17 protein-coding genes are annotated in these 20,004 nt (G+C 61.1%); 4 read left to right on the top strand and 13 right to left on the bottom strand.

The features are described from left to right. Positions 1-85: 85 nt before the first annotated feature. The 11 genes from alaS to ACEPAJ_RS06885 all read right to left on the bottom strand — a co-directional run bounded on the left by alaS (position 86) and on the right by ACEPAJ_RS06885 (position 14,281). Positions 86-2,710, bottom strand: a complete 2,625-nt coding sequence (gene alaS / locus ACEPAJ_RS06935; RefSeq protein WP_425914268.1) for an alanine--tRNA ligase — start codon at positions 2,708-2,710, stop codon at positions 86-88. A 121-nt stretch (positions 2,711-2,831) separates the two neighbouring features. Beyond that, positions 2,832-3,836, bottom strand: coding sequence for a low-specificity L-threonine aldolase (ltaE, locus tag ACEPAJ_RS06930; RefSeq protein WP_425914267.1), 1,005 nt, complete (start codon positions 3,834-3,836; stop codon positions 2,832-2,834). 175 nt (positions 3,837-4,011) lie between these two features. After that, positions 4,012-5,022 (bottom strand): succinylglutamate desuccinylase, encoded by a 1,011-nt coding sequence (astE, locus tag ACEPAJ_RS06925; RefSeq protein WP_425914266.1) that lies wholly within the window; start codon positions 5,020-5,022, stop codon positions 4,012-4,014. A 9-nt stretch (positions 5,023-5,031) separates the two neighbouring features. After that, the gene (locus ACEPAJ_RS06920; protein ID WP_274088854.1) at positions 5,032-5,319 is read right to left on the bottom strand and encodes a topoisomerase II; all 288 of its coding nucleotides are present in this window, start codon (positions 5,317-5,319) and stop codon (positions 5,032-5,034) included. A 78-nt stretch (positions 5,320-5,397) separates the two neighbouring features. Next, on the bottom strand, positions 5,398-6,765 hold the full coding sequence (gene astB / locus ACEPAJ_RS06915; RefSeq protein ID WP_425914265.1) for an N-succinylarginine dihydrolase: 1,368 nt from the start codon (positions 6,763-6,765) through the stop codon (positions 5,398-5,400). Then, entirely contained in the window at positions 6,762-8,225 is a 1,464-nt protein-coding gene (gene astD, locus ACEPAJ_RS06910; RefSeq protein WP_425914264.1) for a succinylglutamate-semialdehyde dehydrogenase, read from the bottom strand. The genes astB and astD overlap by 4 nt, the downstream gene beginning before the upstream one ends. Positions 8,226-8,318: 93 nt before the next feature. Beyond that, positions 8,319-9,335, bottom strand: a complete 1,017-nt coding sequence (gene astA / locus ACEPAJ_RS06905) for an arginine N-succinyltransferase (RefSeq protein WP_425914263.1) — start codon at positions 9,333-9,335, stop codon at positions 8,319-8,321. An 11-nt stretch (positions 9,336-9,346) separates the two neighbouring features. After that, on the bottom strand, positions 9,347-10,375 hold the full coding sequence (aruF, locus tag ACEPAJ_RS06900; protein WP_425914262.1) for an arginine/ornithine succinyltransferase subunit alpha: 1,029 nt from the start codon (positions 10,373-10,375) through the stop codon (positions 9,347-9,349). A 175-nt stretch (positions 10,376-10,550) separates the two neighbouring features. Next, positions 10,551-11,771, bottom strand: coding sequence for an aspartate aminotransferase family protein (locus ACEPAJ_RS06895; protein ID WP_425914261.1), 1,221 nt, complete (start codon positions 11,769-11,771; stop codon positions 10,551-10,553). Between the two features lie 268 nt (positions 11,772-12,039). Next, entirely contained in the window at positions 12,040-13,242 is a 1,203-nt protein-coding gene (locus ACEPAJ_RS06890; RefSeq protein WP_425914260.1) for a patatin-like phospholipase family protein, read from the bottom strand. 112 nt (positions 13,243-13,354) lie between these two features. After that, complete coding sequence (locus ACEPAJ_RS06885; RefSeq protein ID WP_425914259.1) at positions 13,355-14,281, bottom strand: lipid A biosynthesis lauroyl acyltransferase; 927 nt, start codon at positions 14,279-14,281, stop codon at positions 13,355-13,357. Positions 14,282-14,439: 158 nt separating this feature from the next. On the opposite strand from ACEPAJ_RS06885, the gene minC reads away from it, so the two are divergent. The 4 genes from minC (at position 14,440) to ACEPAJ_RS06865 (ending at position 17,015) form a co-directional block, all read left to right on the top strand. Continuing rightward, positions 14,440-15,165 carry a septum site-determining protein MinC gene (gene minC, locus ACEPAJ_RS06880; protein WP_425914258.1) on the top strand — a complete coding sequence of 242 codons (726 nt, stop codon included), beginning with the start codon at positions 14,440-14,442 and terminating at the stop codon, positions 15,163-15,165. A 91-nt stretch (positions 15,166-15,256) separates the two neighbouring features. Then, a complete protein-coding gene (gene minD, locus ACEPAJ_RS06875; protein ID WP_425914257.1) occupies positions 15,257-16,072 on the top strand; it encodes a septum site-determining protein MinD in 816 nt (271 codons plus the stop codon). Beyond that, complete coding sequence (gene minE / locus ACEPAJ_RS06870; protein WP_025165363.1) at positions 16,069-16,323, top strand: cell division topological specificity factor MinE; 255 nt, start codon at positions 16,069-16,071, stop codon at positions 16,321-16,323. The genes minD and minE overlap by 4 nt, the downstream gene beginning before the upstream one ends. A 56-nt stretch (positions 16,324-16,379) precedes the next feature. Next, a complete protein-coding gene (locus ACEPAJ_RS06865; RefSeq protein WP_425914256.1) occupies positions 16,380-17,015 on the top strand; it encodes an RluA family pseudouridine synthase in 636 nt (211 codons plus the stop codon). Between the two features lie 126 nt (positions 17,016-17,141). Here ACEPAJ_RS06865 and ACEPAJ_RS06860 read toward each other — a convergent pair whose 3' ends face one another. Next, positions 17,142-18,743: an ATP-binding protein gene (locus ACEPAJ_RS06860; RefSeq protein WP_425914255.1), complete on the bottom strand. Its 1,602-nt coding sequence runs from the start codon at positions 18,741-18,743 to the stop codon at positions 17,142-17,144. A 19-nt stretch (positions 18,744-18,762) separates the two neighbouring features. Beyond that, positions 18,763-19,485, bottom strand: coding sequence for a response regulator (locus ACEPAJ_RS06855; RefSeq protein ID WP_425914254.1), 723 nt, complete (start codon positions 19,483-19,485; stop codon positions 18,763-18,765). Positions 19,486-20,004 lie beyond the last annotated feature (519 nt).

Raw genomic sequence — 20,004 nt, 5'->3', positions numbered from 1 at the left:
GCGCCCATTAAACACATAACTCAATACCTACCAAGGCCCGCCGGGCGTAGATCGGGCCTCAGATTGCACACCCAGAATCAGGCGCTTACAGACCTTGTTCAGCGAAAGCAGCAGCCAAGCTCAGGGCAGCATCCAACGCAGCAGCGTCAACACCGCCACCTTGCGCCATATCCGGACGACCACCCCCTTTACCGCCTACGGCCGCAGCCGCTTGCTTCATCAGCTCGCCTGCCTTCAGCTTGGCTGTCAGATCTTTCGTCACACCAGCAACGAGCACGACCTTTTCATCCTGCACGCCACCCAACAGAATCACCGCACTGCCAAGCTTGTTTTTCAACTGATCGACCAAGGCAAGCAATGCCTTGCCATCCAACCCATCGAGACGCGCACTGAGCACCTTGATGCCTTTCACATCGATGGCAGAACCCGCCAGGTCATTACCCGCCGCGCTGGCGGCCTTAGCCTTGAGCTGCTCCAGCTCTTTTTCCAGCTGACGATTACGCTCCAGCACACCAGCAAGCTTATCCAATAGATTTTCGCGACTGCCTTTGACCAGTGCAGCGGCCTCTTTCAGCTGCTCTTCCGCAGCATTGAGGTAGGCAAACGCGACAGCACCGGTGACCGCCTCAATACGCCGCACACCGGCAGCCACGCCGCTCTCACTAATGATTTTGAACAGACCGATATCGCCCGTGCGCTTGGCGTGAATACCGCCACACAGCTCAACCGAGAAGTCGCCACCCATGCTCAATACGCGCACCTGATCGCCGTACTTCTCACCGAACAGCGCCATGGCACCTTTGGCCTTGGCGGTTTCGATGTCGGTTTCCAGGGTTTCAACGTCGCTATTGCCGCGTACTTCACGGTTGACGATGGCTTCCAATTCTCTCAACTGCGCCGGCGTGATCGCCTCGAAGTGACTGAAGTCGAAGCGCAGACGCTGACTGTCGACCAACGAGCCCTTCTGCGTAACGTGCTCACCCAATACCTGACGCAAAGCCGCGTGCAGCAAGTGGGTGGCCGAGTGATTGAGGGCCGTAGCCTGACGCACGCTGGCATCCACTTCGGCCTTGACCGAGGTACCGACGCTCAGGCCGCCTTTAACGGCAATCCCGTGGTGCAGGATCGCGCCACCCGCCTTAGTGGTATCACGCACCTCGAAACGCACGTCCGCGCCTTCAAGGAAGCCGCAGTCACCCACCTGACCGCCGGATTCGGCGTAGAACGGCGTTTGATCGAGGACCACCACGCCCTCCTCGCCCTCACCCAAACTCTCCACCGCTTGGCCGGCCTTGAACAGTGCAATGATCTTGCCGTTACCACTGGTGCCCTGGTAACCGAGGAACGCGGTGTCGCTGTCGACTTTGACCAGCGCGTTGTAATCCATGCCGAACGAGCTGGCGGAGCGAGCGCGCTCGCGCTGCGCCTGCATTTCGCGCTCGAAGCCTTCCTCATCCAGGGTCAGCTCGCGCTCACGGGCGATGTCGCCGGTGAGGTCCATCGGGAAGCCGAAGGTATCGTAAAGTTTGAAGATCACATCGCCCGGAATCACCGTGCCCTGCAGTTCGGCCAGATCCTGCTCAAGAATCTTCAAACCCTGCTCCAGGGTTTTGGCGAACTGCTCTTCTTCGGTTTTCAACACTCGCTCGATATGTGCTTGCTGCTGCTTCAGCTCGGGGAAGGCATCGCCCATCTCGGCTACCAGCGCAGCCACGATCTGGTAGAAGAAGCTGCCCTTGGCGCCCAGCTTGTTACCGTGACGGCAGGCGCGACGAATGATGCGGCGCAGCACATAGCCACGGCCTTCATTGGATGGGGTCACGCCGTCAGCAATCAGGAAGCCGCACGAACGGATATGGTCGGCCACCACTTTCAGCGACGCCTGGGCTTCGTTGGCACAACCGATGGCCTTGGCCGCAGCATTCAGCAGGCTCTGGAACAGGTCGATCTCGTAGTTCGAGTTAACGTGCTGCAGCACCGCACTGACGCGTTCCAAGCCCATGCCAGTATCCACACTCGGCGCTGGCAGCGGATGCATCACGCCGTCAGCCGTGCGGTTGAACTGCATAAAGACGTTGTTCCAGATTTCGATGTAGCGATCACCGTCTTCTTCTGGCGAGCCGGGTGGGCCGCCCCAGATGTGCTCGCCATGGTCGAAGAAAATCTCGGTGCACGGGCCGCACGGGCCGGTATCACCCATGGCCCAGAAGTTGTCCGAGGCATACGGCGCGCCCTTGTTGTCACCGATGCGAATCATCCGTTCAGCCGGCACGCCGATTTCTTTGTTCCAGATGTCATAGGCTTCATCGTCGCTGGCGTAGACGGTGACCCAGAGTTTTTCTTTCGGCAGTTTGAGCCAGGCGTCGCCGGTCAAAAACTCCCAGGCGAAATGAATGGCATCACGCTTGAAATAGTCGCCAAAGCTGAAATTACCCAGCATTTCGAAGAAGGTGTGGTGACGCGCGGTATAACCGACGTTCTCCAGGTCATTGTGCTTGCCGCCGGCGCGTACGCACTTCTGGCTGCTGGTGGCGCGGGTATAGGCGCGCTTTTCCAGGCCGAGGAAGCAATCCTTGAACTGGTTCATCCCCGCGTTGGTGAACAACAGGGTCGGGTCGTTGCCCGGAATCAGGGAGCTGGAGGCGACACGGGTGTGTCCCTTCTGTTCGAAGAAGCTGAGGAAGGCTTCACGGATTTCTGCGCTTTTCATAGGAATCTTCCAAAAACCAGCGGCCACAACAAAGCCGGCAAAGGGCCGCATTATATCGGCCCTGCGCCATGGGGCTAGTGACTTTATTGATAGATAACGGCTATTAAAAGCCCTGAGCTATTCAGCTCGCGCGAAAAGCGGCAAAGGCCGCAATTACCTGCTCGATATCCGCAGCGGCGATATCCAGGTGCGTCACCATGCGCAAACGCGGCGCAGCCGAGAGCTTGATGCCCCGCGCGGCGCAGAACGCCTGCAATGCGCCAGCCTGCTCACCCACCTCGACGTAGACCATATTGGTCTGCACCGGCTCGACTGTGTAACCCAACTCACGCAAGCCGGCAGCCAAGCGCTCGGCATTGGCATGGTCGTCAGCCAGCCGTTGCACCTGATGCTCTAGTGCATACAACCCTGCTGCCGCGAGCATGCCGGCCTGGCGCATGCCGCCGCCGACCATCTTGCGCAAACGTCGCGCCCGACCAATCAGCTCGGCTGAGCCGCACAGCACCGAGCCCACCGGCGCACCAAGCCCCTTGGACAAGCACACTGACACCGAATCGAAGTACTGGGTTATCTGCCGCGCCGGTACGCCGAGTTTGACGGCAGCGTTGTAAAGGCGAGCGCCGTCCAGATGCAGGGCCAGACCGCGGCGCGTGGTCAGCTCGCGCGCTGCCTGTAGGTAAGCCTGCGGCAGCACCTTGCCCTGCATGGTGTTTTCCAGCGCCAGCAGGCGGGTGCGGGCGAAGTGAAAGTCATCCTGCTTGATGGCCGCTTCAACCTTGGTCAGGTCCAGAGAACCATCCGCCTCGCCCTCAATAGGCTGCGGCTGGATCGAACCGAGCACCGCCGCACCGCCACCTTCATATTTATAGGTGTGCGCCTGCTGACCGACGACATATTCATCACCGCGCGCGCAATGGGCCATTAGGCCGAGCAGGTTACTCATGGTGCCAGTGGGCACAAACAGCGCAGCCTCGAAGCCCAACTCAGCGGCCAGGTAGTGCTCTAGACGGTTAACCGTAGGGTCTTCGCCGTACACGTCATCACCCAGCTCAGCGGCTTGCATGGCTTCACGCATGCCGCGTGTCGGCTGGGTGACGGTGTCGCTGCGCAGGTCGATGATGGGCATGTAGGGCGATCCTTGAACGAGGAAAACACCGATGCTAAAGCCCACCGATGGCGACATACAAGGTACAGATCAGGCGAGAACGCGCAGGACAGCTGTGTAGGGTGGATGACGCCTTTTTCATCCACCTGGCGTGCATCGGTTGGTGGATGGATAAAGCGCCATCCACCCTACTGGCTCAAGCCAGCTGTACGTCTTCGGCGGGGACAATCAAGATGCCGGCACGCAGGCCGTTTTTAACTTTGGGATTAGGGAAGATAATCCGCGTACCCGGCTCATCGATCACCCAGCGGGTATCACTGAGGTCTTCCGCCAGCAGGTAGCCAACGGGCAATTCGCTGAAATTCTCGATATCAGCCGGCAGGTGCAGCTGAAACGCATCACTGTGCTTGATCACTTCCTGGGATACGGCAAACAGCTTTAGCTCGCCCAGATCATCCGAGGCCGCCTCCAGCTCATCCCCTTCAATCAGCGCCTGCAGGTGCAGTTCAAGCCGATCCAGGTTGACCAACGCGTTCTGCCCAAACGGCCGCGCCTTGCCCAGTTCCAGCGTGAACGCTTCCGCCCCGAGCTGGGTGTAGGTGTAGGCACTGAAGGTAACCGAACTTTTGTTGTGCAGCAGCACGGCCTCAATCCCAGCGGCACTTAAGCGCGCCAGCTCACGCCGACTGCGCGGGCGGCCTTCCTGGAAGGGATAAAGGGCAAACTGCTCAATCTTCGACGCACGAATAGCGGTGTGCAGGTCGTAGTGCAGGCGGGTGCGCTCGGGCTTACTGAAAAATGCCGCGGCCAGATGCTCCAGCTCACACGCGCGCAGCGCCTCGGGCCCGCTGTGTTGGTCGTGGCGGCCGTTAAATAGGCGGTTAATGTCCTGCTCGATATACCGCTCGCCGCGACGCATCGCGGCGGGGTTACCCAGCAGAAAGAGAATGCGTGCGCCCGGTTGCAACTGATTGCGCGCGATGGCCTGCAGCAGGCGGTCGAGTAATTCGATGGGGGCGGTTTCATTGCCATGAATACCCGCCGACAGCAGCAGGTCCTGGCCGTTGTCGCGGACCGCTGGCGGGGTGATTTCCACCGCGCCTTCGGCCAGCCAACGCACACGCGTGCCCTCGGGAGTCAGCTGAATTTTTGCTGCCGGCTCATGGCCGGCCAGGGTCAGTTCAAGCAATTTCCCAAGGGCAAGCATGGTGGTTCCTCAGTCGTGAGTGCAGTCTGGGCCGTGCACGTGCTCGTCGTCATCGCCCGGCTCAGCGGCTTCCATTTCCAGCTCCAGGCTGACCAGGTTGGTGGCCAATGGACGCAGCAGCAGGTTGGCGTATTCGGCAGCGCCCTCCTCGACGTCGACACCGATCATCAACTGGTTGTTACCTACCTGTTGGAACCAGATTTCCTGGCCCTGCCAGATCACGGCAAAGCGTGTGCAGGAGGTTTCCAGCTGGGTGCCGTCAGTGTCTTCGAGGATCAGTTGCAGGGCATCGCTCATAAAATCTCCACAGTTTTGGACGTAGGGTGGATGTCGTTTTTTTACACCCACCGGTGGATCGATAAAACGCGACCCAGCCTACTTAGCTAATTGAAAAGGATAAACCGCGCCCAGTTTAAGGATCTGCGTCAGTTCATCCAAGGCCGTACGGCATTCACTCAACAATTGTGGATCAGCCAGATCGTTTTCGCTCAGGCGATCACGGTAGTGCTTATCGACCCAGACATTGAGGGTATCGTACAGCGTCGGGGTCATAATCACGCCCTGATTGACCGCCGCCAGCTCGCCTTCCTTGAGCGCGACACGCAGGCGCAAGCATGCCGGGCCACCGCCGTTCTGCATGCTTTGCTTGAGGTCAAACACCTGCACCTCACGGATCGGCCCGTTGCCGCTGGTCAGCTGCTGCAGGTAACTCCAGACATTGCTGTTGTTGCGGCACTCTTCCGGCACGATCAGCAGCATGCCGCCGTCGGCGCGACTGAGCAGCTGGCTGTTGAACAGGTACGACTTGACCGCATCTGCCACCGGCACTGCTTCGCGCGGCACGCACACCGCCTGCAAGTTGCCGCCACGGCGAGCGAGCTTTTCACTTAACTCGGCCAGCACCTTATCGCTGTCGAGGAAGGCGTCCTGGTGATAGAACAGCACCTCGCCGTTACCCACGGCGATCACATCGTTGTGGAACACACCTTGATCGATCACCGCTGGCGTTTGCTGGGCGTAAACCACACCGTCATCGCTCAAGCCGTGCAAGCGCGCCACGGCTTGCGAAGCCTCCAGGGTTTGCCGCGCCGGGTAGCGTTGCGGCGCTGGGAAGCGGCTGTCGAAGGCGCTGCGACCGAACACAAAGAACTCCACACCCGCATCGCCGTAGCCTTTGCAGAAGCGTGTGTGATTCGCTGCACCTTCATCGCCGAACTGAGCAACTGCGGGCAGCGCGGCGTGGTGGGCGAAGTGCTGCTCATTGGCGAACATCGCACCGAGCACACGGCTGGTGGTTGGGTGCTCGATCGAGCGGTGGAATTTGCAGTTGAGGTTGGCAGCGGTGAAATGCACGCGACCATCGGCTGTATCCGCACTCGGGCTAACGGTACAGGCATTGGCCGTCCACATGCTCGAGGCCGAGCAGCTGGCGACCAGCAGCGGCATGGCGTCTTTGGCGGCCCGCTGAATCACTTGCGCGTCTGTTCCGGTGAAACCTAGGCTGCGCAGCACCGCGACATTCGGGCGCTCCTGCGGGGCCAGCACGCCCTGCTTGAAGCCCATCTCCATCAAGGCCTTCATCTTGGCCAGGCCTTGCTTGGCGGCTTCTTTCGGGTTCGACCCTACCTGGCTATTGCTCTGTGAGGCCACGTTGCCGTATGACAAGCCGCCATAGTTATGGGTCGGCCCGACCAAACCGTCAAAATTGACTTCGTAGGCGTTAGTGCTGGCGACTGGGCTCATAGGCTGACTCCCGGGGTCAGGGTGGCCGGCAGGCTGAGGCTGTCGGCTTCCAGCGAAGCCACCGGGTAGGCGCAATAATCAGCTGCGTAATAGGCGCTGGCGCGGTGGTTACCGGACGCCCCCACGCCGCCAAACGGCGCGGTGCTGGCGGCACCGGTCAGCTGTTTGTTCCAGTTAACGATACCCGCGCGGCTGTGCAGCCAGAACTGCTCATAACGCGCCTTGGAGTCGGACAGCAGCCCGGCAGCCAACCCGTATTGGGTGTTGTTGGCCTCAGCAATCGCGGCAGCAAAATCGGCGTAGCGAATCACCTGCAGCAGCGGGCCAAAAAACTCTTCATCCGGACGATTGGCCACCTCTGTTACATCAATGATGCCAGGCGTGAGCAAGGCCGCGCCCTGCAGCGGCTGAGACATTTCCAGCAGCGGCTTGGCGCCCTGAGCCAGCAGGTGTTGTTGCGCCTTAAGCAAGTGCTGAGCAGCATCCAAAGAAATCACCGAGCCCATAAACGGCGCAGGTTGAGCATCGAAACTACCCACTTTGATACTCGCCGCCACCTCCACCAGGCGTTCCAGCAAGCTGTCACCCCACGCGCCTTGCGGCACCAGCAGACGCCGCGCGCAGGTGCAGCGCTGGCCGGCGGATATAAACGCCGACTGGATGATGGTGTACACGGCGGCATTGATATCGCTGACCTGCTCAACCACCAGCGGGTTGTTGCCACCCATTTCCAGGGCGAGAATTTTGTCCGGACGACCGGAGAACTGCTTGTGCAGCAGGTTGCCCGTGCGGCTGGAACCGGTGAAGAACAGCCCGTCGATGCCCGCATGAGCCGCCAGCGCCACACCGGTATCACGGGCGCCCTGCACCAGGTTAAGCACGCCCGCCGGCAAGCCGGCTTCGATCCAGCACTTGACCGTTAACTCGGCGACTTTCGGTGTTAGCTCGCTGGGTTTGAACACCACGCAATTGCCCGCCAACAGCGCCGGCACAATGTGGCCGTTAGGCAGGTGACCGGGGAAGTTATAAGGCCCGAACACGGCGACCACGCCATGCGGCTTGTGCCGCAATACTGCGGTGGCATCGCCCAGTGGGCCGCTCTTCTCGCCGGTACGCTCGCGGTAGCTTTGCACCGAAATGGCGACCTTGTTGGCCATGCTGGTGACTTCGGTGGCGGTTTCCCACAGTGGTTTTCCGGTTTCCTCACCGATGCAGTGGCCCAGCGCATCAGCCTGCTGCTTGAGGGTGGCGGCAAACTGCTCGAGTACGGCAATGCGCTCATTCAGCGAGCGCGAGGCCCAGGCTGGGAATGCGGCACGGGCGGCCTGTACGGCAGCGTCAACCTGCGCAGCGCTGGCCGCCTGACCGTGCCAGATGGCTTCCTGGCTAACCGGATTGAGCGATTCCAGGGCTTCACCCTGACCTGCGTGCCAGGCACCGGCGATGTAATGAGTGCTCATCTTGTTTTATCACTCCCAGCAAGGTGTAGACCCGGCTAGCCGCCGGATCAGCAATTTAGACACAGCCGTAGCGCTCTCAGCGGCGCGTAGCCTTTAGCCGCGAGCGGAGACCGCTACCGCGCGCACTTGATCGCCCGCAGACAGCTGCAAGCGCTTGGCAGTTTGCGCATCAACCACCAGCGTGCCGGCGGCCAGGCGCGACGGGGCGACGGTAATCCGACAGTCTTCGCGCTTGCGGTTATGAATCAGGTAGTGCGTGGCGTCATCGCCTGGCGTGCCGATGGCCAGCACCAGCACTTCGCTGTCCTTTACCGCACGGATCTTCGCGGTTTGCGCCTCGATGGCCGGGCCCGCGTCGAAAATATCGACATAGCCCTGATAACTGAAACCTTCAGCCTTAAGCATGGCCAGCGCCGGCTCGGTGTCCGGGTGTACGCGGCCGATGGTGTTGCGCGCATCCTCGGAAAGGAAGCAGGTGTAGAGCGGAAACTTGGGCATCAGCTCGGCGATAAAAGCCTTGTTGCCGACGCCGGTGAGGTAATCCGCCTGGCTGAATTCCATTCTAAAAAAGTGCCGACCCAGGCATTCCCAAAACGGCGAACGCCCCTGCTCATCAGACATGCCGCGCATCTCGGCGATCACCTTGTCGCCGAACAGCTCACGGAATTCGGCGATAAACAGAAAGCGTGCCTTCGACAACAACCGACCGTTAAGCCCGCTGCGTTGGTCGCTGCGCAAGAACAGCGAGCACAGCTCGGAGTTGCCGGTCAGGTCGTTGGCCAAGAACAGGGTGGGAATCTGCCGATGAATATTCAGTTCCTGCGAGGCGCTGACGGTCAAACCAACCCGGTAGTTGTACCAGGGCTCGCGCAGGCCGACGGCACCGGCGACAGCAGAAATACCGACCACCTCGCCATTGTGGTCTTCGAGCACAAACAGGTAGTCGGCATCGCCGCGGGCGGCCTCACCGCGGAAGGTTTTTTCAGCCCAGCCAACGCGGTGCGCCAGGCGCTCCTCATTGGCGGGCAACGTAGTCAAACCAGCGCCGGTACTGCGTGCCAGTTGAAACAGAGCCGGCAGATCGGTGCTGCGAACGGGACGAACGATCATGCGCTAACTCCTTAAACCGCAACCAGGCGAACACTGACGCCCTCACCGACGCCCAGGGCTTCGGCGGCCGCAACACTCAGGGTGACCGGCTTACCCGGGACCCAATCCAGCTCCGCGACAATCGCGCGAAAATCCTGCAGCTGACCATTACTGACCAAGTACGACCGCCCGCCTTTGCTCGGCTCGGCCTTCTCAGCCGCCAGCCGCACCGGCACTACGCGGCTCTGGGCAATCGAACGAATGCCCGAGGTGCGCGCATGCACGGTCGGGCCGCCATCGAAAATGTCGATGTAATGGTCGGTCTCGAAGCCTTCGCGCATGAGGATGTCAAAGCTGACCTGCGCCCGCGGATGCACCTGGCCCATGGCTTCCTGGGCTTCGTCCGGCAGCAGCGGCACGTAGATGGGGTAATGCGGCATTAATTCAGCGAGGAAGGTGCGGCTTTTAAGGCCACACAGGCGCTCGGCTTCGGTGTAGTTCATGTCGAAGAAGTTACGCCCTACCGCATCCCAGAACGGCGAATCGCCGGCCTCATCACTGTAACCGACGATCTCCACCACCACGGCATCAGCAAAGCGCTCCGGATGGTTGGCCAGGAACAACAAGCGTGCCCGCGAGTTGAGGTCGGACCAGACAGTGTTCACCAGCGGTTGCTCGACGTAGAAGCTAGTCAGCAGGCTGTTGCCGGTCAGGTCGTGGCACAGCGAGAGCACGTGGATCTTGTTATGGATCTTCAGCTCGCGAGAGTTGTGCACGAAGGTTTCGTTACGGAAGCTGTAAAACGGCTCCGAGTAACCGGCCGAGGCGACGATGCCAGAGCAGCCCACCAGACGTCCGCTGTCACTGTCTTCAAGCACGAAAAAGTAGCTTTCTTCACCGTTGAAGCTGACTTCGGCGGCAAACGAGGCTTCCGAAGCGGCAATCTTTTCACGCAGACGGCCACTGTCGTCGGGCAGTGAAGTCACACCAACCGGGCTGTCCGCGGCGAGACGCTGCACTTCAGTGAGGTCGGCCATTTGCGCGGGGCGCATCACCAGCATGGTGTCACTCCTTTGGATAAAAGCTCCAAGAGGCTCTCACGAGCGACTCAGAGAAAACCGCAAGCCAAGGCCGCGGCACACACAGAGACGGGCGTCCTTGCTGTTTAGCTCAACCCGTCCTGGGTCGAGCGGGCACAGCCTGAGCCACCGTTATTACGGCGGCTCAGGCCGGCAATCAGGCCTGGGTCAACGTGGCCACAGCACGTTCTAAGCGCGCCAGACCTTCATCGATATCGGCGTCTTCCACCACCAGGCTTGGGGCAAAGCGCACCACGTCCGGGCTGGCCTGCAGAACCATCACACCTTCTTCCGCTGCGGCGTCGAGAATCGCCTTGGCCTTGCCTTTCCAGGCATCGGACAGCACCGCGCCGATCAACAAGCCCAGACCGCGCACCTCACTGAATACGCCGTATTGCTGGCCGATTTGCTCCAGTTTGGTTTTAAAGCGCTGATGCTTGGCCTTCACGCCAGCCAGCACTTCAGGGGTGTTAATGGTGTCGATCACTGCCTCACCCACCGCGCAGGCCAGCGGGTTACCGCCGTAAGTGGTGCCGTGGGTGCCGACCGCCAGGTGCTTGGCCAGCTCAGTGGTGGTGAGCATGGCGCCGATCGGGAAACCACCGCCCAGGCTCTTGGCGCTGGAGAGGATGTCCGGGGTCACGCCGTAGTGCATATAGGCGAACAGCTCGCCACTGCGGCCCATGCCGCTCTGCACTTCGTCGAACACCAGCAATGCGTTGTGCTTGTCGCACAGCTCGCGGGCCGCTTGCAGGTAAGCCAGGTCAGCCGGCAGCACGCCGCCTTCACCTTGAATCGGCTCCAGCACCACGGCGCAGGTTTTGTCCGATACCGCGGCCTTGAGTGCCTCGATGTCGTTGTACGGAATGTGGCTGATGCCCTGGATCTTCGGCCCGAAACCATCGGAATACTTCGGCTGACCGCCGACGCTGACGGTAAACAGGGTGCGACCGTGGAAGCTGTTGGTCGCGGCGATGATTTCGTGCTTGTCTTCGCCGAACTTATCGAAGGCCACGCGACGGGCCAGCTTGAACGCGGCTTCGTTGGCTTCGGCGCCGGAGTTACAGAAGAACACGCGATCGGCGAAGGTGGCGTCAATCAGCTTCTTGGCCAGGCGCAGCGCCGGCTCATTGGTGAACACGTTGGACACATGCCAAAGTTTGCCGGCCTGCTCGGTCAAGGCGTTAACCAGCGCCGGATGGGCGTGGCCGAGTACGTTGACGGCGATGCCCCCGGCAAAGTCGATCAGCTCACGACCGCTTTGATCCCATACACGCGAACCGGCGCCGCGTACTGGAATAAAGGCTGCGGGTGCGTAGTTGGGCACCATCACTTGGTCGAAATCGGCGCGCTGCACCGGGTCGTGCTGAACAGACATCTAAGCTCTCCTAACGAGGAACACCTGCATTGACTAGCAGGCGACGTGACGGATTGTAGGGACTGATCCAGAGCCGGCATTGCCGCCATGCGACAACTTCTTATAGCGCCGACCCGAGGGAAACCACTGCTTTCGCAAATGCGACAGAAAGCATCGTGAAGGCGCAGTTTAAATGCAGCCTGCCACCCTTGGCGCGGTTTTATCCGCGCGACTGTGAAGGATTTTTATCGCCGGCCATCCCTGGCAGCCATTCAAGACGCCGCCCTATTCAGGCCGGCTCAGCGACCCCGGCTGGCACGGGCGGGCTGTCGAGGCTGAGAAACTCGATCAAGCGGGCTTTCTGGGCCATGGCGTCCTGATAGCCCAGCTCGATCAATTCGTTGCAGTAACCCGGCTCGAATAGCAGGTAACTCAGCACCCCTGCACCACTGGCCTTGGTCGCCCCCGGCCCACGTAGAAACAGGCGCAGCGCCTTGGGCAGCTCATGCCGATGACGGGCGGCGATCAGGTCCAGCGGCTGACTGGGGGAAATCACCAATACATCCACCGGCTTAAGCCCCAGGCCACGCGGGTGGCGCTCGGCGGGAATCAAACGACTCATCTGATTGAGCCGCTCAAGCATCTCGATGTCGCTTTCCAAGTTATCGATAAAGGTGCTGTTGAGCATATGCCCACTGATTTGCGCCAGGCTGGGCGGGCGGCTTTGCTTAGGGCGCATCACCGGCACCTGAGCTTGCATCCCCACGGGGTTGTCGCTGACCCCCACCACCAACACCCGGCTGGCGCCCAAGTGCAAGGCCGGACTGATCGGCGCGGACTGACGCACCGCACCGTCGCCAAAGTATTCGCGGTTGATCTTTACCGGCGGGAAAATCAACGGGATCGCCGCACTGGCCAGCAGGTGCTCAAGCGCGAGACGGGTTGGCGCACCGACTCGCCGATGACGAAACCACGGATTGATGGTGGCGCGGCCCTGATAAAAGGTCACCGCCTGGCCGCTCTCGTAACCAAAAGCGGTGACGGCCACCGCGCGCAGCTGACGATGCCGTACGGCGGCGGAGATACCACTGAAATCCAACTCACGCGCCAACAGTTTGGCCAGCGGCGCGCTGTCGAGCAGCGCCACTGGCACCGGGCCACCCAACCCCAGCAGGCTGTGGCCGATAAAGCGGCTGGCCTGGCGCAACACACCCGGCCAATCACTGCGATACACCTGATGGGTGTGAAAGCCCTGCCAAACACTCGTCAGCCGGCGCACCGCCTCAGTGAAGTGCAACGCACCACAGGCCAGCCCCACCGCATTAATCGCCCCCGCAGAGGTGCCGACTATTACCGGGAACGGGTTGTGCGCAGCATTGGGCAGCAGGTCAGCGATGGCAGCCAGCACACCTACTTGATAGGCCGCCCGCGCACCACCGCCGGAGAGAATCAGCCCGGTGACTGGCTGATCGGTTGAAGCCGTGTGCGGCATTGGCGAGTTCCCACTGTTTTTCCGCCAGTATAGGAGCCGGCCAGGCGCACACGGAACCATCAAACGCCAAGAAAGCCGACTTAACCGCTGTGCCCGCTAGAGGGGCATGGGCTTAGCGCTTCTTTTTATACAGCTTCGGCTCGCCCTCGGGGCGGGTCTTAAAACGCCGATGCGCCCACAGGTACTGTTCAGGGCACGCACTGATGGCCTGCTCGATCCACTGATTAACCCGCAGGCAGTCAGCTTCTTCGTTCTCACTTGGGAAGTCCGCCAGCGGCGGATGAATCACCAGGCGATACCCCTGACCATCAGGCAAGCGCTGCTGGGTAAACGGAATGACCTTGGCCCGCCCCATGCGCGCGAACTTGCTGGTGGCCGTTACGGTAGCCGCCGGCACCCCAAACAACGGCACAAACACGCTGCGCTGGGCGCCGTAATCCTGATCGGGCGCGTACCACACCACCCCGCCGGCGCGCAGCAGCTTGAGCATGCCGCGCACATCATCACGACCAATCACCCCCAGCAAACGCTGCTCGCGGCCACGGCGCTGGACATAGTCGAACAGTGGATTCTTGTGCGGGCGGTACATCCCATACATGTCCTGGGCCATGCCGAGCAGGCCACCGCCCATCTCCAGGGTGGTGAAATGCAACGCCATGAGAATCACTCCCTGCCCATCGGCCTCGGCCTGACGCAGGTGCTGCAACCCCTCAATCGTACCCAGGCGACGCAAACGCTCAGCCGGCCACCACCAGGCAATGGCCATCTCAAAAAAGGTAATCCCGGTGGAGGCAAAGTTTTCCTTTAATAACGCCTCGCGCTCAGCGGCGGGCATCTGCGGGAAACACAGCTCCAGGTTGCGTGCGGCGATCTTGCGCCGCGCGCTGGCCAGGCGGTACATCAGCGCGCCCAGGCAGCGCCCCAACCCCAGCAGCACCTTATAAGGCAGCTGCGCGACCAGCCACAGCAAGCCTAACCCCAGCCATAACAGCCAGAAACGCGGATGCAGGAAATAAGCACGGAAAACAGGGCGATCCATAAAGCAGGTCCGAGGCACGCAATAAAGCGCGGCATTCTATCAGGACTTTCCCTGAGCCTTGGTTTCGCCGCACGCAACTTGCGAGCGCGCGGCGTTCTCGCTATAAGACCGGCTTACTTTCCCCCCAGTTTCTAAACAAGGGCCGTATCAGGCAGACCATGAGCCAAGCTGATCTTCTCGAGCAAGACCCCGTATTCCAGCTAAAAGGCAGCATGCTGGCCATCACCGTCATGGAGCTGGCGCACAACGACCTCACCCGCCTCGACCTGCAACTCAGCGAAAAAGTCGCCCAGGCCCCCGCCTTTTTCAGCAACACCCCGCTGATCCTGGCCCTCGACAAACTCCCGGAAAGCGAAGGCGCCCTCGACCTGGCCGAGCTGATGGCCGTCTGTCGCAAGCACGGCCTGCGCACCCTGGCAGTCCGCGCCAACCGCGAAGCCGATATAAACGCCGCGCAAGCACTGGACCTGCCCGTACTGCCGCCGTCCGGTGCGCGTGAACGGCCTATTGAACTGGCCCCTGCAAAACCGGAAAAGCCGGCTGAGCCGGAGTTCAAACCGAGCAAAATCATCACCAGCCCAGTGCGTGGCGGCCAACAAGTCTATGCCCAGGGCGGCGACCTGATCGTTTTAGCCCCCGTCAGCGCCGGCGCGGAACTTCTCGCCGATGGCAACATCCATGTTTACGCCCCCATGCGCGGCCGTGCGTTAGCCGGCATCAAGGGCAACCTTAAGGCGCGGATTTTCTGCCAACAAATGGGCGCAGAGCTGCTCTCCATCGCGGGCCACTATAAAGTCGCCGAAGACTTGCGCCGCGACCCGCTCTGGGGCGAGGCGGTGCATGTCTGCCTGTCGGGTGACGTGTTGAACATCACCCGCCTTTGACGGATACTGCCGCCACTTTCAAACAGGGCAGCCGGAAGCCTGAAAAAGGCCATGGAACCTGCGTTATCTCTACATTTTAGGGTGAATCACCTTGGCCAAGATCCTCGTTGTTACGTCCGGCAAAGGTGGCGTTGGTAAAACCACCACCAGCGCTGCCATCGGTACCGGCCTTGCCCTGCGCGGGCACAAGACTGTCATCGTCGACTTTGACGTCGGCCTGCGTAACCTTGACCTGATCATGGGTTGCGAGCGCCGCGTGGTGTATGACTTCGTCAACGTGGTCAATGGCGAAGCCACCCTGTCGCAGGCGCTGATCAAAGACAAGCGCCTGGAAAACCTCTACGTGCTGGCCGCCAGCCAGACCCGCGACAAAGACGCGCTGACCGAAGAAGGCGTTGAAAAAGTCCTCAATGAACTGCGCGAGAACTTCGAATACGTGGTTTGCGACTCGCCAGCCGGCATCGAAAAAGGCGCGCACCTGGCCATGTACTTCGCCGATGAGGCGATTGTCGTGACCAACCCAGAAGTCTCCTCGGTCCGTGACTCCGACCGCATGCTCGGTCTGCTGGCAAGCAAATCGCGCCGCGCCGAGAAGGGCGAAGAGCCTATCAAGGAACACCTGCTGCTGACCCGCTACAACCCTGAGCGCGTAGTCAAAGGCGAAATGCTCGGCGTTGAAGACGTTGAAGAAATCCTCGCCATCCGCCTGCTCGGCGTGATCCCTGAGTCGCAAGCCGTACTCAAGGCCTCGAACCAGGGCGTACCGGTGATCCTCGACGACCAGAGTGATGCAGGCCAAGCTTACAGCGACGCGGTTGACCGCCTGCTGGGCAAGGAAGTGGCGCATCGATTCCTCGATGTGCAGAAGAAGGGATTCATGCAACGCCTGTTTGGAGGTCGTGAATGAACATTTTTGACTTCTTTCGTGAACGCAAAAAAGAAACCACAGCGTCCATCGCGAAAGAGCGCCTACAAATCATCGTCGCCCACGAGCGCGGCCAGCGCAGCCAGCCGGACTACCTGCCGGCCCTGCAGCAAGAGTTGGTCGAGGTGATCCGCAAGTACGTCAACATCGACTCGGATCAAGTCCAGGTCGCTCTGGAAAACCAAGGCAGCTGTTCCATTCTGGAACTCAACATCACCCTGCCCGATCGTTGATTGTCTAACACCCCGAAACGGCGGCCCTGGCCGCCGTTTCTATTTGTGGAATGCCCATGCCGCTGTCGAATATCGTAATTCTCCATCAGGACGCCGCCCTGCTGGTGATCAACAAGCCCACCCTGCTGCTCTCGGTGCCCGGCCGCGCGGAAGATAACCGTGATTGCCTGGTCACCCGCCTGCAGGAGAACGGTTATCCGGAAGCACGCATCGTCCATCGCCTGGACTGGGAAACCTCAGGGATCATCGTCCTGGCGCGTGACGCCGACAGCCACCGCGAACTGTCGCGCCAGTTCCACGACCGCGAAACTGAAAAGGCCTACACCGCCCTGTGCTGGGGCCAACCGGAACTGGACAGCGGCAGCATCGACCTGCCCCTGCGCTACGACCCACCGACCAAGCCGCGCCACGTGGTCGACCATGAGCAAGGTAAACATGCGCTGACCTACTGGAAGGTGCTGGAGCGCCACGCCGAGTATTGCCGCGTCGAGCTGACGCCGATCACCGGCCGCTCGCACCAGCTGCGCGTGCACATGCTCTCCATCGGCCACCCGCTACTCGGTGACGGCCTCTACGCCCACGAACAAGCCCTGGCCGCCTACCCGCGCCTGTGCCTGCACGCCAGCATGCTCAGCCTGACCCACCCGCAGACGGGCGAGCGCATGCGCTTCGAGTGCTCGGCACCGTTCTAAAGCTGACCCGCACAGTAGGGTGGATGACGCTGTTTTCATCCACCATTGCTGCTGGTGGATGGGTAAAGCGCCATCCACCCTACGAGGCTGAAAGCACTCCGTAGCCCTGATTGCATCCAGGCTGCTTCACCCCTGCTTACGCGGCCAAATCAGGGTAAAGCACGCCCCACCCAGGCTCTCGCTGCGGCTGATTTGCGCGCGGCCGCTGTGCCAGTAGGTGATCCGCCGCACGATGGACAGCCCCAGACCATGCCCGCCCGAGGCGCGGGTGCGGCTGTCGTCCAGGCGCAGGAAGGGGGTGAAGATATGCTCCCAAGCCTCTTCCGGCACACCGGGGCCGTCATCCTCGACATCCACCCGGCAACGCTGCGAGCCGATCTGGTAACTCACCCGCACGCGCGACTCGGCATGGCGCATGGCGTTACTTACCAAGTTCTGCAGAGCGCGGTGCAGGTAGCGCAGCTCGGCCTCAACACAGGCACCGCCACCATCCAGGGCGTCGCGTGAAGGGCCGTGCTCAACCCGCACACTGGCGCGCAGCGGGGCCAACTCGGTGATCACCTGATCGATCAGCTCATTCAGGTCGACCTGCTGGAAGTTCAGCGCCGGCGCGCCCTGCTCCAGGCGCGCGTAGGTGAGCATCTCGTCGACTAACTTGTCGAGGTCCTGAATATCGTTATCCATGCCCTCCATGTATTTACGCCGCGCCGCATCGGTTTCCGCGTCGCCGATCATTTCCAGGCCGAAGCGCAGCCGCGCCACTGGCGTGCGCAGCTCATGCGATACCGCCCGGACCATCTCGCGCTGAATACTCAGGGAGCGCTGCAAGTGCTCGGCCATGGCGTTAAAGGCCGCCGCCAGGCGTCCGACCGAATCGGTGCCGCGGGTTGGCACACGGGCATCCAAGCGGCCACTGGCAATTCGCGTGGCCGCGCCTTCCAGATCGCTCAGGCGCTGCTCCAGCGGCCGCACCAGCAGGTAAACCATCAAGCCGATCAGACTCAGGCTCAGCGCACCGATCAGTACCAACCACTGCGCCGGGTAAGGGTCCATCTGATACAGCGGGCCGATTTCCAGCACCCAGGGCGTGTCGACGATGCCGGAGAACACATAAATGCTGTCACCACCCCGGCCCAAGGCCATCACCGTATCGCCCTCGTCCACGCGGCGGCGCTGGTCGGGGTCGAGGTCGGCCTGATCGAGGCGTACCAGGCGCAAGTCGAAGCCGAAGCGTTTATCGCGCTTGAGCGCGGCCAGCCGGCTTGGCTGCTCATCCCAGGGGTAGCGCACCAGCTCATCAATCAGCAAAAAACTGGTGGCGCGCGCCAGCTGCTCACTGACCTGCTGCACATCGGCGACCAGCAGCAACGGCTGCTCACCCAACTGACTGTATATGCGCGCTTCGTGCGGGCCGGTTTGCTGCACCAGCACCTGGCCGCGGCGCAGATTGTTGCGCGCACTGCTGTCGAGGCCGGCCTCAGCCAGCGCGGTGACCCGCATGGGCACACCGAGCAAACGCCCCCACACCGCAACGGCCCGGCGCCGCTCCACCTCCACCATCGGCGTGAGGTTATCGGCCATCAGGCGGAAGGTGCCTTGGGCCAGACGTTCGCGGTATTGATCCACGCGCACGTCGTTGAGCAGCTGCAGCGCACCGACGCCAAGCAATGCCACCAGCACCAGCACGGCCAGCATGCCGCCATAGATGCGCAGAAAGATCGAGTTCACGGACGGATCACCGCGCCGCTCATGCCATGGCCTCGGCCGCTTCGGCGACAAACAGGTAACCCTTGCTGCGCACTGTCTTGATCAGGCGCGGGTGCATCGGGTCGTCACCGATCTTCGGCCGGATACGCGAAATACGCACGTCGATGGAACGGTCCTGGCCGTCGTACTCAATGCCGCGCAGGGCATTAAAGATTTCCTCGCGCGAGAGAATCCGCCCGGCGTTGGAGGTCAGCAGCCACAACAAATCGAATTCAGCACTGGTCAGCTCAATACCCTGCTCGCCCAGCCAGGCCTCACGCATGGCGCTGTCGATCACCAGCGGGCCAAACTGCAAGCGCCGGCGCTCACTGGGCACCTGCACCTCGCTGCTTTCATGGCGGCGCAGCAGCGCCCGGATACGCGCCAGCAGCACACGCGGGCGCACCGGCTTATATACATAGTCATCCGCGCCCATCTCCAGGCCGAGCACCTGGTCCATGTCATCGGTACGCGCGGTGAGCATCAGGATCGGCCCCTCGTACTGCCCACGCACCTTGCGGCAGATCGACAAGCCGTCTTCGCCCGGCAGCATCAGGTCGAGAATCACCAGGTCCGGCTGCTCCTGCAAAATACGCGCGGCCGCCTTGGCGCCGTCCATTTCGATGGACACATTAAGGCCATTGCCCTCCAGGTACTCACGGGTCAACTCGGCCAGGCGCTGGTCGTCTTCAACAATAAGGATGTGCCACGACTGCTGCTCCACAACATAACTCCCTAGCACTGCTCACCTGGCCAAAACGGCGCCGGCATTGTAGCAACGCGGCCTACACAGCGCTGCCCTTACAGGCGCCTTAACGAGCTGCCATAGCGCCTTAAAAACCGCGCCAAGGCGGCTTACGGCAACAGGCCAGCCACGCCGGCAAAAAGACTACATATTGTGTTTATCTGATTGACTAAAAAACCGCCTTAAGGGTGGCTAAAAAAGCATAAGCCATGACGACGAACGGTCTATAGGGGGCAACCCCAGCAACTACGCGGCCTTGCGAAAGTTACCCCAAAGTAACCCACAGCTTTATCCACAGGCGGCGCAGATTTATCAACTTGCCTTCACCCCTACACCGCACTATCTTGTATCCCCAGCGCGACAAACACCTACATATTGGGTTTTAGCACACAGAATCACACAAGCACATTTGCCCTAAAGCAGTCCAGACACCGGACTGAAAAAGTGCAAAAAATAGCTTAGATGGGCGTTTGAGCATCACCGATCCAGATCAGGCCA

This window comes from Pseudomonas sp. GWSMS-1 (assembly GCF_049847425.1).
GTDB lineage: Bacteria > Pseudomonadota > Gammaproteobacteria > Pseudomonadales > Pseudomonadaceae > Aquipseudomonas.
Note: the sequence above shows the minus strand (reverse complement) of the source record. Positions and strands in the feature narration are given on the sequence as shown.

Excerpts from the sequence above, each read along its gene's own strand:
- astE (WP_425914266.1), bottom strand. The coding sequence starts at position 5,022 with ATGCTTGCCCTTGGGAAATTGCTTGAACTGACCCTGGCCGGCCATGAG.
- ACEPAJ_RS06895 (WP_425914261.1), bottom strand. The coding sequence starts at position 11,771 with ATGTCTGTTCAGCACGACCCGGTGCAGCGCGCCGATTTCGACCAAGTG.
- minC (WP_425914258.1), top strand. The coding sequence starts at position 14,440 with ATGAGCCAAGCTGATCTTCTCGAGCAAGACCCCGTATTCCAGCTAAAA.
- minE (WP_025165363.1), top strand. The coding sequence starts at position 16,069 with ATGAACATTTTTGACTTCTTTCGTGAACGCAAAAAAGAAACCACAGCG.
- alaS (WP_425914268.1), bottom strand. The coding sequence starts at position 2,710 with ATGAAAAGCGCAGAAATCCGTGAAGCCTTCCTCAGCTTCTTCGAACAG.
- ltaE (WP_425914267.1), bottom strand. The coding sequence starts at position 3,836 with ATGCCCATCATCGACCTGCGCAGCGACACCGTCACCCAGCCGACACGC.
- astB (WP_425914265.1), bottom strand. The coding sequence starts at position 6,765 with ATGAGCCCAGTCGCCAGCACTAACGCCTACGAAGTCAATTTTGACGGT.
- ACEPAJ_RS06890 (WP_425914260.1), bottom strand. The coding sequence starts at position 13,242 with ATGCCGCACACGGCTTCAACCGATCAGCCAGTCACCGGGCTGATTCTC.
- ACEPAJ_RS06920 (WP_274088854.1), bottom strand. The coding sequence starts at position 5,319 with ATGAGCGATGCCCTGCAACTGATCCTCGAAGACACTGACGGCACCCAG.
- ACEPAJ_RS06865 (WP_425914256.1), top strand. The coding sequence starts at position 16,380 with ATGCCGCTGTCGAATATCGTAATTCTCCATCAGGACGCCGCCCTGCTG.
- astA (WP_425914263.1), bottom strand. The coding sequence starts at position 9,335 with ATGATCGTTCGTCCCGTTCGCAGCACCGATCTGCCGGCTCTGTTTCAA.
- astD (WP_425914264.1), bottom strand. The coding sequence starts at position 8,225 with ATGAGCACTCATTACATCGCCGGTGCCTGGCACGCAGGTCAGGGTGAA.
- ACEPAJ_RS06885 (WP_425914259.1), bottom strand. The coding sequence starts at position 14,281 with ATGGATCGCCCTGTTTTCCGTGCTTATTTCCTGCATCCGCGTTTCTGG.
- aruF (WP_425914262.1), bottom strand. The coding sequence starts at position 10,375 with ATGCTGGTGATGCGCCCCGCGCAAATGGCCGACCTCACTGAAGTGCAG.